The organism is Psychrobacter sp. AOP22-C1-C5 (genome assembly GCF_052378885.1).
GTDB lineage: Bacteria > Pseudomonadota > Gammaproteobacteria > Pseudomonadales > Moraxellaceae > Psychrobacter.
This window is the reverse complement of the sequence record NZ_JBQSYC010000002.1, coordinates 144,473-159,619: the sequence shown is the minus strand read 5'-3', so window position 1 is coordinate 159,619 and position 15,147 is coordinate 144,473. Positions and strand designations below refer to the sequence as shown.

The window sequence follows — 15,147 nt, the reverse complement described above, 5'->3', positions numbered from 1 at the left end:
CCATTTATTTTTAATCGTTATGATGAAAGGTTTTATCCATAATTTTTTTAGAATCTTCAAACATTGCTTAATGTCCAGATTAGTATAGCCAAGGAACCACATTAGATATTCATCAAAAGCGCAACAATCGGTTAATAAATGTAAATAACGTATGGGTTTAAAATTTCTTAAAATATTTTTTTCTTTTATCTTCGCTTTGCCAAACTAAAATTTCACCTGATTCTAGCTTTTGGGTAAGCAAATAGTTAGGTTCTGATTGCTCCGTAAGTGTCTTTGCGTTGTTCGTATAGGTTAGGATTAGTTGGCTTGTGCTGTATAGCATCATCCTTCTGAGATGCTTTTCAATATTATTTCTAGCTTCGCTACAGCCCGTCATAATGGCAGGAAAGCCGCCAGTGATTAAGGTTTGATTGACAGAGAGCGCATAAGAGCCCATAACAATATCGCAGCCACCATAGACAGCGACGGTTTGATCGTAAATACCTGACTCAAACTTATCTTGTTTGTCATTCTCTCCGCTCTTGTGACTATTTAGATCATAGGAAGCAACAATAGGTCTTTCAGTTTGTATAAAGTCGCTTATGGCTGTACCCGTTTTATCTGTTACTTTTATCAGATGCCAGCGGTAATGCTCTAGCAGTGAATTGGTAATTGGCATACCAGCTACCGCATGTTTTGGCTTTGGTGAGCCCGTAAATACGAGGGTTTTACCTGTATTGGTCTTTAAGGCGAGTTGCTTTTCTATATTTCCATTCATAAACCCAGATTTCGATAATTGGGATTCAAGTTTAAAATTCGCTGTTATATACCAATCAAGCTTGAAAAAGTGATCTAATAGACGGGCAGTATCACTATGAACGACGGTATTTCCGCGCCTATCTTTGATGGTTGCCTCATACATTGTAATGCAGTCAGCAGGGCTGTTTGATGATTTGACTGTGTCCTGCAATTTTGTATCTGTATAAGGATAAGGCGTCGGTAGCCAAATATTGAAAGACACGCGGTATTGATAACAGCCATCATCAAAAGTTAATCGGTTAGGGCGAATATCGATCCTTAATGGCGTCTGAGGAGTTACAGGTATGAGCTTGTCTTTGTCATCACTGATATGGGTCAATTGCCAGTCATAGTTTGTGGCGGTTTGAAACAGTCTGGGTTTTAGTGTGGTCGCTGACCAATTTTTATCATCAATAATGGCACTGGTTTGCGCCATACGAGTGAGGTTATTGGTTTGGCAACCTAACAAAGACATTGAGGACAACAAGCTTATAACTAAAAGTGAAGGCATTAGAGTGTTTAACGTTATAACTGTCTACTTTATAAACATTTGTCTAAAATATAGCACAAAAACTCAACTAAACTTTATCTTATTCCGTGCATAAAAAAAGCCGCCCATCCTAACGATGAGCGGCTTTCTAGTTTTAAAATTTAACTAAGGGTTTATTAGTTATGTAGCGCTTTGCCTGAGGTTTTATCAACCGTGACTTTCGCAGGTTTTAGTGGTTTTGGCATACTGACCAACGCCACCTTTAATATCTCATCAATCGTCGCAACAGGCTGAATGATCAGACCAGCTTTGACATTGTCAGGGATATCTGCCAAATCACGCTCGTTAGTCGCTGGAATCAAGACATGCTTGATACCGCCGCGATGCGCCGCGAGCAGCTTCTCTTTAAGACCACCGATACGTAGGATTTTACCACGTAAAGTAATCTCACCTGTCATGGCAATATCTGGACGAATGGCGATACCAGTCAACGCAGACACAAGCGCTGTCGTAAGCGCCCCACCAGCAGAGGGACCGTCTTTCGGGGTCGCGCCTTCTGGCATATGCACATGGATGTCAGTGGTTTTCACCGTCTCATAGTCAATGCCTAGGCTTTCACCGCGAGCACGTACGACGCTCATAGCGGCACGGATTGACTCTTTCATCACATCGCCAAGTGAACCTGTAAAGCTAAGCTCACCTTTACCTTTCATGGCGACCGCTTCGATAGTGAGTAGCTCACCGCCAACTTGTGTCCAAGCAAGACCCGTGATACGACCAATCTCAGGCTCTTCTTCAGCCAAACCATAGTCATACTGATGTACGCCTAGATAGTCATCGATGTTTTTGTCATCGACCACGACCAGTTCGCGTTCTGCTTTTTTAGGAGCTCGAGCACCATGCGTTTCAACCGAACCGCGCACTACTTTGCGACAGATTTTATTCACTTCACGCTCGAGGTTACGGACGCCGGCTTCACGTGTGTAGCTACGCACGATGCTATGCAATGCCGCTTCAACGATCTCAATTTCGCCTTCTTTGAGACCATTTTGCTTAATCGCCTTTGGCACCAAGTACTTCTGCGCGATATTGACTTTTTCTTCTTCGGTATAACCCGGCAGACGAATCACTTCCATACGGTCAAGCAGTGCAGGCGGAATATCCATGCTGTTGGCGGTACAGATAAACATCACTTGTGACAAGTCTAAGTCCATATCTAAATAATGGTCATTAAAGGTGTCATTCTGTGAGGGATCTAATACTTCAAGCAAGGCCGATGCTGGATCACCGCGGAAGTCTTGTGCCATCTTATCGATTTCATCTAATAAGAATAGCGGGTTTTTGACTTCGACTTTTGCCAGTGATTGAACCACTTTACCTGGCATCGCACCGATATAAGTACGGCGATGACCACGAATCTCTGCTTCATCACGCACGCCGCCCAGTGCCATACGCACAAACTTGCGACCTGTTGCACGAGCAATCGATTCGCCCAATGAAGTTTTACCCACACCAGGAGGGCCGACGAGACAAAGAATAGGGCCACGCAGTTTTTTTACTCGCGATTGTACGGCGAGGTATTCTAAGATTCGATCTTTAACATCTTGCAAGCCGTAGTGATCTTCGTCCAAAACTGTTTTAGCTTTGTCTAAATTGATAGAAACTTTGGTCGTCGCATTCCATGGCGTATCCAAGATCCATTCAATATAGTTGCGTACCACTGACGATTCGCTCGACGCAGGCGGCATCATCTTAAGTTTTTTAAGCTCTTGATCTGCTTTTTTGCGTACATCGTCTGGCAAGTCCGCATCTTCTAGACGCTGCTCAAGCTCAGCCACATCATCTTCACCATCAAATGCACCGTCATTCATATCTGACAGCTCATTTTTAATGGCTTTCATTTTTTCATTCAAGAAGTATTCGCGCTGATTGTCTTCCATCTGTTGACGCACTGCATCTTGAATGTCTTGTTCGATGTTTTGCTCTGCACTTTGTTTAACAAGATATTCTGTCAAGGTATTGATATGCGTTTTGATGTCATCGTTTTCTAAGAAAGACTGCTTAACATCAAGATCCATCGAAACACGCGTCGAGATGAAATACACCAATTCTAATAAATCATCAATGCGTTTTGCCACGCGAGTCAGCTCACGCGCATTACGCAAACGCGCATCCGCATAGCTTTCAAACAATGTGGTCAGAGCTTGTATCGTGTTTTTTTGTTGGCTCTCATCCATGCTGACATCAAGATCAGCACGCTCAAATCTTGCCACCAATAGCTCGTCATGGTTTTCGATATTATCGACGCGTGCACGGTATTGGCCTTCGATCAATACTTTGATGCAGTTCTCATCGCTATCATGTGGCATGGTGCTAACGATGCGGCAAACCGTACCATATTGATATAAGTTTTCCTGATCGATGTCTTCAGTCAGTGAGTCTTTTTGGGCAACGACCAGTACTTTACTACCATACTCGGCTTGCGCCAACTCAACGGCTTTCACCGATGGAGCACGGCCCACAAACAAAGCAATTTGCATGTGCGGGTAGACGACGACGTCTCGCAGTGCCAATAACGGTAAATAATTCTCCGGTTTAAGGTCTTTGTCGCTGTCGTCAATCGCATTGTCTTTAACATCAGTAGACGCTGTGTCTGGCGCATCATTAGACGAGGCTTCTGTCTCGTTGTCTTCTGCAACAGTAGGTGAAACGTCGACATCGATGTCGATATTGTCTTGTGCTATTTTATGTTCAGTCATAGATTCTTCCTCGTTCACCAGACTTGTAAAGTCAAGTTCGTGGTTCATGCTTAGATAAATGGTGTTCACAGATAAAATTGCAAGTCTTATTGGTCAAGTCATACGCTTATCTGCGTTAAATAGTTTTATTTATATAAATTGTCTCACTGGCTGTTTGTGGATGGAGTAGAAGCAGCAAAAAATACATGTCAGGAGTAGGGTAGCACTTTTAAGTATATTGTTTAGCTCATCACCACCGGGTTCTATGCGTAGGTTTTATAAGAAAAATAAGGTAAACTGACGCCCGTCTAAAACAGAGCTGTCTAACGTAGAGTGTTTTAAACATTTCGTTTTATACGTTAAGACTGTTTTTATAGACTTTAAGACATTCATAGGTTGCAGTTAGACCGAACAGACGAAGCAGACAGGAAAAGGGGCAACACATGGCAATCAATGCGGTATTGATGGCAGTCATTATCATGCTAGGACTGTCACTTTCGCGAGTGCACGTGGTGCTCAGCTTATTAATCGGGGCATTGGCAGGCGGGTTGCTGGCGGGTCTTGGTATTACCGATACCTTGGAGGCCTTTCAAGAAGGTATTCGCAATGGCGCACAAATCGCGCTCTCTTACGCGTTACTTGGCGCATTTGCAGTGGCCATCGCTCACTCTGGATTGCCGCAATCCTTGGCAGGAGCGGTGATTAAGCGTATTGATGCGGGTGGTACCAGCGGTATGATTAAGTATATGCTATTTGCTGGCTTGATTACTATGAGCTGCTTTAGTCAAAACTTAATCCCCATTCACATCGCCTTTATTCCTTTGCTTGTACCGCCGTTGTTACTGGCCTTTAATCGCATGCAGATTGACAGACGACTCATCGCTTGCCTATTGACCTTTGGTTTGGTCACCACTTATATGTTTATCCCGTATGGCTTTGGTGACATTTATCTCAATCAAATTATGCTCAAAAACGTTGGCGAAGCAGGCATCGATGTTGCTAATATTTCTGTGGTGAAAGCGATGGCCATTCCAGCGTTAGGCATGCTGCTTGGCTTAATCGTAGCGGTGTTTGTCAGTTACCGCACACCGCGTCACTATCAGCAAGTGGCGATAGACAAAGCAGCTCATGATGCTGTGGTAGAAGGTGATGCGTTAAGCAAGACAGCAGCGGATGCACAAACGCAAAGTAAGCTTAAAACGTTGGTCGCACTGGCTGCCATTGTCACCGCATTTGTCGTGCAGCTCTATACCGATTCGCTATTGCTCGGTTCGATGTTTGGCTTTGGTGTCTTTATGGCGACTGGCGTGGTCAAATGGCGTGAAGCCGATACGGTCTTTAATGACGGTATCAAGCTGATGGCGATGATTGGATTTATTATGATTACCGCGCAGGGCTTTGCAGAAGTTATGAAAGCGACTGAGCAGATTCAGCCGTTGGTCGATGGCGCTGCGTCTTTGTTCGCTGGTAACAAGGCGATAGCAGCATTTATCATGCTTGCCATTGGTCTAATCGTGACCATGGGGATTGGCTCGTCTTTTTCGACCATTCCTATTTTGGCAGCGATTTATGTGCCGCTGTGTGTCTCTTTAGGATTTTCGCCATTGGCCACGGTTGCGATTATTGGTACGGCGGGCGCGCTTGGTGATGCGGGTTCGCCTGCGTCAGATTCGACATTGGGGCCAACCTCTGGTCTTAATATCGATGGACAACATGACCATATCAAAGACAGCGTAATACCAACCTTTTTGCATTACAATCTGCCGCTACTGGCGTTTGGTTGGATTGCAGCAATGGTGTTGTAGGTTGCTTTAGCTAAAACATAGTTCTATAAAAAGCCATCGTATAGATGGCTTTTTTGCTTTAAGGTGGGAATAGAAAATAGCGCATAAAAAAGGATAGAATAATGAAAGTTAAAGAACACATGAGTGCAACTCAGCTTAAAAAAATATTAAACGAAAGAAAGCATCTAAATGAGAGAAAAGTAAAATTTCTATTCATTATTCTTGAAGAACACTTAGAAAATATTACGCCACCTAAGACTTATGAAAAATCGCACTACACATATCATACTGATGACACCGTCTTTTATTCAATTGCTCATGGTCGTCCTGATTGTTATTTCCCTTTCATATTTTTAAATGAAAGATTTATCGTAGGCGTGGGAGTCAATCGTCCTAATATTGAGTTAGATTTTAGACATAATTTTAATAAACCAACAGAGCAAGATCAGAGGGAAGTCATTAATCAGTTGTTCGACATCGTCGAAAATGCAGACATTTTTTTACTTGAATGTATGACTAGAAACAACACAACCATTGAATTTGTAGGGGTGGAACATGAACATTAACAATAACAATGTAAGTATCTCAGTCTGAGTGTAATTAAAGTCTAGCGCACCAACAATAGATGGATGCTAGCTATTGATGTGCTGGGTACACGCTACTCAAATCAGAGATCATCTTCATCAAAATCTTTTATCTCGTCATTCAAACTACTCAAAAAAGCATCACTTTGCGCGAGCAACTCATTTAAGCGTTCTTCATTAATTAGCCTTGTCATCTCTTCAGAACTAAAGGGCTGTTCTTGACTGTAGTAACGTCGCTCTCTAGCGTCATCACTTCCGAATGTTTGCAGATACTCGTCCACCTTATCGGCGCTAGATTCTTTTTCATCAGATTGTTTATTATTACTCATCAAAACCACCTTATGCCATTTGGCGTAATCAAACCATCTAAAGGTACATCCCAAGGCTGACGTTGCAACGCGTCGACCACTTGAAAATCATAACACCAACCAATTTTTAACAGTTTTTTAGCGCCAGCTCGATAGCTCTTGCCAAGGGTCGTGTCATAAAAACCGCCGCCCATACCCATGCGGTTACCATGTAAATCTACCGCGACTAACGGGCAGATAATGACATCTAATTCGCGCGCCCAAAGCAGGCGACGATGATGGTTTTGCTTCATGCCTAAGCGATGAATGCGGGTTGGAATGTTTAATAATTTGGAGTGATAGATCGGTACAAAACGCAATCGCCTATCGTCATGACCTAATGAACCGACAACAGGCAAATAAGCAAAATAGCCTAAGCGATTACACCAGTCCAGCAGTGGCTGAGCGGGCAACTCACCAAAGCCATCATAGTATAAGCCGATACACGCATTTGCTGGCAACCGCTGCTGTAATTTAGCTAAATGTAGACTTGCTGCTTTGCCTAATTGCCTGCGCGTACTTTCGTTTAACTGACGACGCTGGCGCGTAAAGTGTCGTCTAGGTGGATTGCTAACAGTCATATTTTACCAATTCCCATATTCTTAACTGAAAGTGTAAAACATTTTTTGAGATTATAGTAAAGCAGAGTGATATAACCCTTTCAACATTAGAAATATTAACTTTAGGAGATAGCATGAAAGTTAAGCTTAAACATAGTAGCGGATGCGATGATTACTATAAAAAAGTTCTTGATAGAACTAGTTTGATACAAGGCAATACTTATCAAGTTATAGAAATTCAGAAAGAATATTATCGTATTGATGGAGAAGATGGCGTAGGACCTTGTCTCTACGATAAACGTATTTTTGATACTGTAGATCCAAGCATTCCTGAAGGATATATTTATCAATTCAATTATGAAGATGAAGAGCAGAGTCATGAAGATGACAAAGGATTTATATGGCGAAACTCTGTAGAGGATTACAACATTACACCAAAGTGTTTTGCCCAGCGTGCATTTTTTGACTTTTATCACGATGGCAGAGAAGAACAAGTTGCCATTTATAATGAATATATTAGAGAATTAAAGGATACGAAACTAGGATGAGAGTTTGGTTTGAATTGTTAAAGGGGCTTTTAAATCACCTATAAACCTAAATGCGTTTAGCATAAAGCCATGCTATCATAACGCCACTTTATATCGTATTCTCCTTTATGTGCAGCGGATGTTGCACTTTTTACGGCTCAGCCATAAAACAACAAACCATCAAAGAGGGTAGTTATGTCGACACAGAATCAGGCAACTCGTACCGAAAAAGACACCATGGGCAACGTGGAAGTCCCAGCTGATGCTTATTGGGGCGCGCAAACTCAGCGTAGCCGCGAAAACTTCAAAATCGGTGGCGAGACATTGCCGCGTCCGATGATTGAAGCAATGGCATTGGTTAAAAAAGCCGCGGCGATTACCAATGCAAGCCTAGAACGTATTGAAGATGACAAGCGTGATTTGATCGTACAAGCTGCTGACGAAATCATCAACGGTGGTCTTACGGGTCAGTTTCCGCTAGTGGTATGGCAGACAGGTTCTGGTACACAATCAAACATGAACATGAATGAAGTACTTGCCAACCGTGCCAACGAAATCGCTGGTTCTGAGCGTGGTAGCTACACCCCGATTCATCCAAATGACCATGTAAACCATGCACAATCTACCAATGACAGCTTCCCAACGGCGATTCGTGTGGCGGCTGCTCGTCAAATCAACAGCTTATTGATTCCAGCGGTAAAAGCATTGCGCGATACCTTGGATAAAAAAGCCAAAGAATTCGATAGTATCGTTAAAATTGGCCGTACGCATTTGCAAGACGCGACGCCTTTGACTTTAGGCCAAGAGTTCAGCGGCTATGTGAGCCAACTTGACCATTCATTAACGCGTATCGATAACGCGCTACAAGGCTTGTATGAATTGCCACTAGGCGGTACGGCGGTTGGTACTGGTCTAAACGCCCATCCTGATTATGCGGTAAAGTCAGCAGAACAATTGGCAACATTGACTGGTTTGCCGTTTGTCACGTCACCAAATAAATTTGAAGCGCTTGCCGCTCGTGATGCCGAAGTATTTGCTTCAGGCGCATTAAAGACATTGGCAGCTAGCTTAAACAAAATCGCGAACGATGTACGCTGGTTGGCATCAGGTCCTCGTTGTGGTCTGGGCGAGTTGACGATTCCTGAGAACGAGCCAGGCTCTTCTATCATGCCGGGTAAAGTAAACCCAACTCAGTCAGAAGCAATGACGATGGTTGTCGCGCAAGTCATGGGTAATGACGTAGCTATCAGCATGGCTGGCGCATCAGGTAACTTTGAGCTAAACGTGTATAAGCCAGTAATCGCGTTCAACCTGTTGCAATCAATCAAACTACTTGGCGATGCGTGCAATAGCTTTAACGAAAACTGTGCGGTTGGTATCGAGCCAGTAAAAGACAAAATTGACGACTTCTTGCATAACTCATTGATGCTAGTGACGTCATTGAACCGTCATGTTGGTTATGAAAATGCGGCAAAAATCGCTAAGACAGCTTATAAAGAAAACAAAACCTTGAAGCAAGTGGCGGTTGAGCTAGAGCTATTAACTGAAGCGCAGTTTGATGAGTGGGTAATTCCTGCTGATATGGTACATCCTAAGTAAGTTATTAAAGACTTCTGAGAATAGAAAAAGACCTTGTCATATTATGTGGTAAGGTCTTTTTTTAGTTTTTAGACTTAGTAAGAGAGCTAATACCTGAGGATCGTCAAAAAAAATGACTATCTACTATAATAAAAAGGGAATATCTTATATCTATTTACAGTGACGCAGAAAATTATAAATTTTATTTGGGCTGTCTTGAAATTTCAGCTGTTAATTTACAGTATACTCGTGATTGAGTTTTTATTGATAATCTTAAATATTGTTAGAAAAGGAATTGAAAAATGGGTATCGCTGATTGGCTTATGATATTTGCAGTTTTATTCGGGCCAATAATAGCTGTCCAGTTAACTAGATACCTAGATAGAATAAAGGAAATAAGAGAAAGAAAGTTGAATATATTTAAGACTTTAATGGCAACCAGAGCTTACAACGTTTCATGGGCGCATGTCGAGGCTCTTAATCGTATCGATTTAGAGTTCGATCATAATAATAAGAAAGAGAAAGCTGTAATAGCTGCTTGGAAAGAGTATCTTGATCTATTAAGTAATAGTTCAATTAGCTCTGAACAATGGAGTATTAGACGAGTTGATCTAATGGTAGAACTGTTATATAAAATGGCCAATGTACTTGATTACGATTTCGATAAAACCCATATTAAAAATTCCTTCTATTCTCCGATTGCTCATGGGGCAACAGAAGAAGAACAGGCAGCTTTGCGGCGTGGATTATTAGAGGTTTTAGAAGGAACAAGGCAAATTCCAATATCTTTTTCTAACATTAAAAGCTCTGAAAAATAATTTGAACAAGTGATGATATGTAGGTTAGTGATAGCGTAGTCTATTTTATTACATCTAATTATATAAGAGGACCTTGCCACATTACGCGGTAAGGTCTTTTTATTATTAAACATCTAATCTTAATTAAAACTTATAAAGCAAACCAAGCGTCGTCGCCAATCCAGTACGCGAGTCTACCATTGGGCTATCATACTGCTTATTTGGTAAAAAGCACACGCTTTTTCCTTGTCATGCGGCAAGGTTTTTTTATGTTTTTGAATTTTTGATGAAGAGGACGTAGCAAAGACACACCTTTTACGCAAAGTAAGGGTGGTTGGATATGTATATTAGGACCATTAGATAAAACAACTATTGCTCCAATATACTAAGTAAGGATAACTAATGAGCCTTGACCATACTTGTCACAACCTGCCAGTACTCTCTAAAATAGCTCTGTATGTGTGGCTGCTATCCCTATGTTTACCCGCGCTACATTACGACGGTGAGACCTATTTTGGTTATGAGACTTTAGTAACGGGTATTCTGTTTGGTTGGATCGGTTTAGTATTTCAAGCTTATAGTAATCTCACTTTTTTGTTAGCGATATACCTGACGTTTCGCCATAGAAATCCGATTGAGCTTGCCACTTTTACTTTTATGCTTGGGTTGTCCACTTTTTTTCTCACAACCATAGTAGCAACAGGTGATAAAGGAATTTATGATTCAGAAATCGAACTGAAAATCTGGGGCGTTGGGTTTTGGATTGGCTCATACGCATTATTATTTATAAGCACGGTTTGGCGCTTCTATTTAGAGCGAAACTCGAATAAAATACGATAAAAAAGCCAGCAGAGCGTTTGAATTTATAACAGCTCGACTTAAACAAAGAAAAGCCGAGCAAAATGCTCAGCTTCTTTACATCAAATCTTTCAAATCTCTAAAACTTATAAAGCAAACCAAGCGTCGTTGTTGCCTGAGTACGCGAGTCTACCATTGGACTGTCGTATTGCTCATTCGGTAAGTAACTTAAGCTCTGATTGGCAAATCCAGCCCATTTATCATTAAAGTCATAGTTGGCACTGATATTGATGTAAGGGTTTAAGCTGTTATTAGACGCATAAGTATCAACGCCTGTACGTGCTGACTCTGCTTCACTAACGCCATAGTAATAGTTGTTATAATCTTCATCATGATACTCAAAGCCAAAGCTTGGATAAACTGTCAGCTTGTCTTTGCTGATTCTAGCAAGGTAGGACAAACGAGCAATATTGCCACCACTACGATCTAAGACATCCGTCGCTACTTGCGCACGGAACGCACCGATAGGCGTACGGCGCTGATAACTCAGACCAGCCGCAGCTGACGCTTTACGTTTATCAAGACCTGCCAAATTACCATTGGCATCATCAGGATCGAATTCATTACCCGCGAGCTGAGCGTAGGCAGACAACTGATTGGTGCCATCATTGATAAGATACGCGCCAGCTTGAGCGCCGCGCAAATACACTCTGTTGTTATCATAAAACGCACCCGGCAATACCAATACATCGGTGCTGTCTTCCAAATCATAAGCGGATTTTACTGCCATGGCATTGACGCCAACGCTCAAGACAGCATCTTTGTCAGTAGGTAGGTTTTTATTTAGAAAAGGAATGGCATGAGAAACGCTAGCCACACTGAATAACGCAGTAACCGTTAACGCGCTAAGCAAAGTGCGCGCAGAGATAGTAGGAAGCGCTGCAAGTTTAAACATAATCGAGTCTCGTGAGTGAGTAGTAATGGTTGGATAGTATCATCAGACAGACGTAATAGAGTAAGGTGGGCTAAATAAATAAGCTGTTTATATAGACAGTTCAGCAATGATAAATAAGTATGACGGTTTACTCAATGGTTTTTAGCACTTGTACCAGTTGATGATGAATATCTTGCCACCACCAGATAAAGCCAATGCCTATTAATAGCATCACTGCCCGAGGCAATAGTCGCCAGATAAATGAGGATTTGTCAGGGGGTTTTTGTTTGGTCGTATTGGCGTGAGCTGTATTAATACTTATATCTGAATTCACACTAGTATTATTTTCGGAGTCTCTATTATCAAAGTCTCTATTATCAAAATCAGCATGGTTACGGGTCGAATAGGACATATCGGCACTAGATGACTGATCGATATATCTGGTCTGATAAGTATCTTGGTCATTAGGGTTATAAGGGCTTGGTTCATTAATTCGGTAAGGCGTCTGAGTGGTAGGTGTGCTTTGCTGAGCCAATGTTGTGCCAGTCATACTTTGACGGTAGGCAATTGCGAAAGCCAACGCGATGACCAGTCCCGTGATAGCTCCCCCGATATGACCTGCATTATCAATACCTGGGACTGCAAAACCATACACAAGGTTGATGCCCATGATAAAGAGTAGGCTTCTTAAGTTGAGCATCAGGCCATTGACAGATATTTTAAACAGCGCCGCTATCAATAAGGCAGCACCAATACCCATAATACCGCCAGACGCGCCAGCTGATAGTCCCGGTTGCCCCGTCCCGTCCAAAATACTTAACCATGTAACCTGAGTATTGAGTAAATTACCTCCGATTGCTGACAACAAAAACAATGCCAAAAACTTAGTTGAACCAAACATCGGCTCGGCAATCTGCCCGAAGAAATACATGGCAAAACCATTAAACAATAAATGCATCAAACCAATATGTAAAAACGCACTACTGACCAAGCGCCACGGCTCATCATTCATGGTAAAGGGAAGGGCATTGGCTCCCCACTTTATGAGTGCCTCAGTCGATGGATTGTTGGCGTCAACGCCTGTTAGTACCTGCATGACAAACAAGCCGATAAAACTGATTAACAATAAGGTAGTGACAGGCGCTGTTTTTAATAATTGTTGAATGGTCATAAATACTAAAAATTTATTAAAGGTTATAGGTACATTATAAAGGGTATGGTCAGAACATGTTACCTATTAGCTGGCAAGCAGTGCAGTCAATTCAAACCAAAAGTGCTATATACGGTTATCATGTTCTAGTGGTAAAAATCTTCCTCACTGACTATTCATAAGCGTGACAGAGGCTTCGCAAAATTTATCCCAGTAGAACCGTACTCTGTTTGAAACAGACTGATTATATTTCAGAAGCATTTATTTTTAAAAATTATTAACTTTAAGGTTTTCAAAAGTCCCTTTTACCAAAATATCGTCTGTGACTTTTTGAATATTTGTATGACCACAGAACGCCATCGATATGTCACATTCTTTGTAGATGATTTCAAGCGCACGGCGTACGCCATCTTCGCCATAAGCACCCAAGCCATAAAGAAACGCGCGGCCAATCATCGTACCTTTAGCGCCTAATGAGATGGCCTTTAACACATCTTGACCCGAGCGAACGCCACTGTCGAGCCACACCTCAATGTTACTGTTTTCAGCATGGACAGCCTGTACGATATCCGCCAGCGCTGAGATAGAGGAAAGCGCACCGTCTAATTGACGACCACCATGATTTGAGACGACCAGCGCATCGGCACCGCTACGCGCCGCCATGATCGCGTCTTCAGGCTCCATAATGCCTTTGATAATCAATTTGCCGCTCCACATATCTTTGATACGGGCAACGTCGTCCCAACTAAGCGCTGGATCAAACTGCTCAGCCGTCCACGCCGATAAGGAAGAAATATCCTCGACGTCTTTTGCATGACCGACGATATTCCCAAACGAGCGTCTCTTTGTCCCAAGCATATTAAGACACCATTCTGGCTTGGTCATCAGGTTTAAGATATTGGTCAATGTTGGTTTGGGCGGGGCAGACAGTCCGTTTTTAATGTCTTTATGCCGCTGGCCGAGTACTTGTAAGTCAGCCGTTAAGATGAGCGCTGAACAATTTGCCTCTTTGGCACGGCGAATTAGGTTGGCCATAAAAGCCTGATCGCGCATCACGTACAACTGAAACCAGAACGGCTTACTCGTGTGAGTGGCGATGTCTTCGATAGAGCAAATACTCATGGTAGATAAAGAAAAAGGCACACCGAATTTTTCTGCTGCTTGTGCCGCCTTAATCTCACCATCTGCCCACATCATGCCCGTAAACCCAGTTGGGGCAATGGCGACTGGCATCTTGACGGATTCACCGATCATCGTCGTCGCTAGACTGCGGTTTTCCATATTGACCAACACGCGCTGGCGCAGTTTAATACGGTCAAAATCGCTTTCATTGTTGCGATATGTGGTCTCAGTCCATGAGCCTGAATCGACATAATCATAAAACATACGCGGCACTTTGCGCTCAGCGACTCGGCGCAAATCTTCAATATCTGTCACTTTCTCTAGTGATTTCATAAGCTCTCCATTGCAAAGGTATTACGATTGGCTGCATGTCATGGCGTTAGCAATCCTTGTAAGTCCATGACGGAAAAAGGATAATTTAAGCGTTTGGTTGGCGTCAAAATTACTGGAATGGTGGTAGCAAACTCCATCATCAATGATTCATCAAAATCGGCAATATCGACATGCTCGTAGGCAATGGGTTGTACCGCTTGAAACTGAGAGAGTATTTGCTCAGCGATGTCACACAAATGGCAGCCGGAGGTGCCCAATAGCCACCATTTATCAAGACTTTGACAAATATCAAGATGAGGATTTTCGGCAGCCATGCGTGCACGTAGTGCTTCGATAGAATTATTTTGCGTATGGCTTTTATGAGTAGCGTTGTCGTGCATATGTATTCTCTTATGATCAATACTAAACAAATCGGTACGTTTATATTAAGTTAACTGTATCTTAAGACATATCAAATATTACCTGCCTTTAAATATTCAATCAAAAAACATAAATACTGTTTACCCTTTATGACATCATAAAGAAATGGGGTAAATAATGACAGCGATTGTGAGATTAGGTAAGATGACATGCGGTTTTTGATTACTGATTTATAATCATTGGCTGATTACCTCTTCTCGATAGTGGC

The 15,147-nt window shown here is 42.3% G+C and carries 14 protein-coding genes; 6 read left to right on the top strand and 8 right to left on the bottom strand.

Features of this window, described 5'->3' with window-relative positions; genetic code table 11:
• Positions 1 to 157: 157 nt before the first annotated feature.
• Together ACT3TH_RS03135 and lon are read right to left on the bottom strand one after the other, a co-directional pair.
• Positions 158 to 1,288, bottom strand: coding sequence for a hypothetical protein (locus ACT3TH_RS03135; protein WP_444754397.1), 1,131 nt, complete (start codon positions 1,286 to 1,288; stop codon positions 158 to 160).
• A gap of 155 nt (positions 1,289 to 1,443) precedes the next feature.
• Positions 1,444 to 4,026, bottom strand: a complete 2,583-nt coding sequence (gene lon, locus ACT3TH_RS03130) for an endopeptidase La (protein ID WP_444754396.1) — start codon at positions 4,024 to 4,026, stop codon at positions 1,444 to 1,446.
• 422 nt (positions 4,027 to 4,448) lie between these two features.
• On the opposite strand from lon, the gene ACT3TH_RS03125 reads away from it, so the two are divergent.
• Together ACT3TH_RS03125 and ACT3TH_RS03120 are read left to right on the top strand one after the other, a co-directional pair.
• Positions 4,449 to 5,810, top strand: coding sequence for a Na+/H+ antiporter family protein (locus tag ACT3TH_RS03125; RefSeq protein WP_444754395.1), 1,362 nt, complete (start codon positions 4,449 to 4,451; stop codon positions 5,808 to 5,810).
• A 101-nt stretch (positions 5,811 to 5,911) separates the two neighbouring features.
• Positions 5,912 to 6,355, top strand: a complete 444-nt coding sequence (locus ACT3TH_RS03120; RefSeq protein WP_444754394.1) for a hypothetical protein — start codon at positions 5,912 to 5,914, stop codon at positions 6,353 to 6,355.
• 101 nt (positions 6,356 to 6,456) lie between these two features.
• Here the strand turns inward: ACT3TH_RS03120 and ACT3TH_RS03115 are convergent, their stop codons facing one another.
• Complete coding sequence (locus tag ACT3TH_RS03115; RefSeq protein ID WP_444754393.1) at positions 6,457 to 6,702, bottom strand: hypothetical protein; 246 nt, start codon at positions 6,700 to 6,702, stop codon at positions 6,457 to 6,459.
• Positions 6,702 to 7,301: a 5-formyltetrahydrofolate cyclo-ligase gene (locus ACT3TH_RS03110; RefSeq protein WP_444754392.1), complete on the bottom strand. Its 600-nt coding sequence runs from the start codon at positions 7,299 to 7,301 to the stop codon at positions 6,702 to 6,704. Before ACT3TH_RS03110 ends, ACT3TH_RS03115 begins: the two co-directional genes overlap by 1 nt.
• A gap of 113 nt (positions 7,302 to 7,414) precedes the next feature.
• On the opposite strand from ACT3TH_RS03110, the gene ACT3TH_RS03105 reads away from it, so the two are divergent.
• The 4 genes from ACT3TH_RS03105 (at position 7,415) to ACT3TH_RS03090 (ending at position 11,022) form a co-directional block, all read left to right on the top strand.
• Positions 7,415 to 7,828 (top strand): hypothetical protein, encoded by a 414-nt coding sequence (locus ACT3TH_RS03105; RefSeq protein WP_444754391.1) that lies wholly within the window; start codon positions 7,415 to 7,417, stop codon positions 7,826 to 7,828.
• Positions 7,829 to 8,002: 174 nt separating this feature from the next.
• Entirely contained in the window at positions 8,003 to 9,406 is a 1,404-nt protein-coding gene (fumC, locus tag ACT3TH_RS03100) for a class II fumarate hydratase (RefSeq protein WP_444754390.1), read from the top strand.
• Between the two features lie 281 nt (positions 9,407 to 9,687).
• Positions 9,688 to 10,203, top strand: coding sequence for a DUF6680 family protein (locus ACT3TH_RS03095; RefSeq protein ID WP_444754389.1), 516 nt, complete (start codon positions 9,688 to 9,690; stop codon positions 10,201 to 10,203).
• Between the two features lie 381 nt (positions 10,204 to 10,584).
• The gene (locus ACT3TH_RS03090) at positions 10,585 to 11,022 is read left to right on the top strand and encodes a hypothetical protein (RefSeq protein WP_444754388.1); all 438 of its coding nucleotides are present in this window, start codon (positions 10,585 to 10,587) and stop codon (positions 11,020 to 11,022) included.
• 97 nt (positions 11,023 to 11,119) lie between these two features.
• Here ACT3TH_RS03090 and ACT3TH_RS03085 read toward each other — a convergent pair whose 3' ends face one another.
• The 4 genes from ACT3TH_RS03085 to ACT3TH_RS03070 all read right to left on the bottom strand — a co-directional run bounded on the left by ACT3TH_RS03085 (position 11,120) and on the right by ACT3TH_RS03070 (position 14,899).
• Positions 11,120 to 11,935, bottom strand: coding sequence for a MipA/OmpV family protein (locus ACT3TH_RS03085; RefSeq protein ID WP_444754387.1), 816 nt, complete (start codon positions 11,933 to 11,935; stop codon positions 11,120 to 11,122).
• Between the two features lie 127 nt (positions 11,936 to 12,062).
• The gene (locus ACT3TH_RS03080) at positions 12,063 to 13,085 is read right to left on the bottom strand and encodes a rhomboid family intramembrane serine protease (protein ID WP_444754386.1); all 1,023 of its coding nucleotides are present in this window, start codon (positions 13,083 to 13,085) and stop codon (positions 12,063 to 12,065) included.
• Positions 13,086 to 13,331: 246 nt separating this feature from the next.
• Positions 13,332 to 14,519 (bottom strand): alpha-hydroxy acid oxidase, encoded by a 1,188-nt coding sequence (locus ACT3TH_RS03075; protein ID WP_444754385.1) that lies wholly within the window; start codon positions 14,517 to 14,519, stop codon positions 13,332 to 13,334.
• A gap of 38 nt (positions 14,520 to 14,557) precedes the next feature.
• Positions 14,558 to 14,899: a glutaredoxin family protein gene (locus tag ACT3TH_RS03070; protein ID WP_444754384.1), complete on the bottom strand. Its 342-nt coding sequence runs from the start codon at positions 14,897 to 14,899 to the stop codon at positions 14,558 to 14,560.
• Positions 14,900 to 15,147 lie beyond the last annotated feature (248 nt).

Bases quoted from the DNA above. Each gene is read 5' to 3' on its own strand.
- ACT3TH_RS03110 (WP_444754392.1), bottom strand. From the start codon at position 7,301: ATGACTGTTAGCAATCCACCTAGACGACACTTTACGCGCCAGCGTCGT.
- ACT3TH_RS03115 (WP_444754393.1), bottom strand. From the start codon at position 6,702: ATGAGTAATAATAAACAATCTGATGAAAAAGAATCTAGCGCCGATAAG.
- ACT3TH_RS03085 (WP_444754387.1), bottom strand. From the start codon at position 11,935: ATGTTTAAACTTGCAGCGCTTCCTACTATCTCTGCGCGCACTTTGCTT.
- ACT3TH_RS03090 (WP_444754388.1), top strand. From the start codon at position 10,585: ATGAGCCTTGACCATACTTGTCACAACCTGCCAGTACTCTCTAAAATA.
- ACT3TH_RS03135 (WP_444754397.1), bottom strand. From the start codon at position 1,288: ATGCCTTCACTTTTAGTTATAAGCTTGTTGTCCTCAATGTCTTTGTTA.
- ACT3TH_RS03120 (WP_444754394.1), top strand. From the start codon at position 5,912: ATGAAAGTTAAAGAACACATGAGTGCAACTCAGCTTAAAAAAATATTA.
- fumC (WP_444754390.1), top strand. From the start codon at position 8,003: ATGTCGACACAGAATCAGGCAACTCGTACCGAAAAAGACACCATGGGC.
- ACT3TH_RS03105 (WP_444754391.1), top strand. From the start codon at position 7,415: ATGAAAGTTAAGCTTAAACATAGTAGCGGATGCGATGATTACTATAAA.
- ACT3TH_RS03080 (WP_444754386.1), bottom strand. From the start codon at position 13,085: ATGACCATTCAACAATTATTAAAAACAGCGCCTGTCACTACCTTATTG.
- lon (WP_444754396.1), bottom strand. From the start codon at position 4,026: ATGACTGAACATAAAATAGCACAAGACAATATCGACATCGATGTCGAC.
- ACT3TH_RS03095 (WP_444754389.1), top strand. From the start codon at position 9,688: ATGGGTATCGCTGATTGGCTTATGATATTTGCAGTTTTATTCGGGCCA.
- ACT3TH_RS03075 (WP_444754385.1), bottom strand. From the start codon at position 14,519: ATGAAATCACTAGAGAAAGTGACAGATATTGAAGATTTGCGCCGAGTC.
- ACT3TH_RS03125 (WP_444754395.1), top strand. From the start codon at position 4,449: ATGGCAATCAATGCGGTATTGATGGCAGTCATTATCATGCTAGGACTG.
- ACT3TH_RS03070 (WP_444754384.1), bottom strand. From the start codon at position 14,899: ATGCACGACAACGCTACTCATAAAAGCCATACGCAAAATAATTCTATC.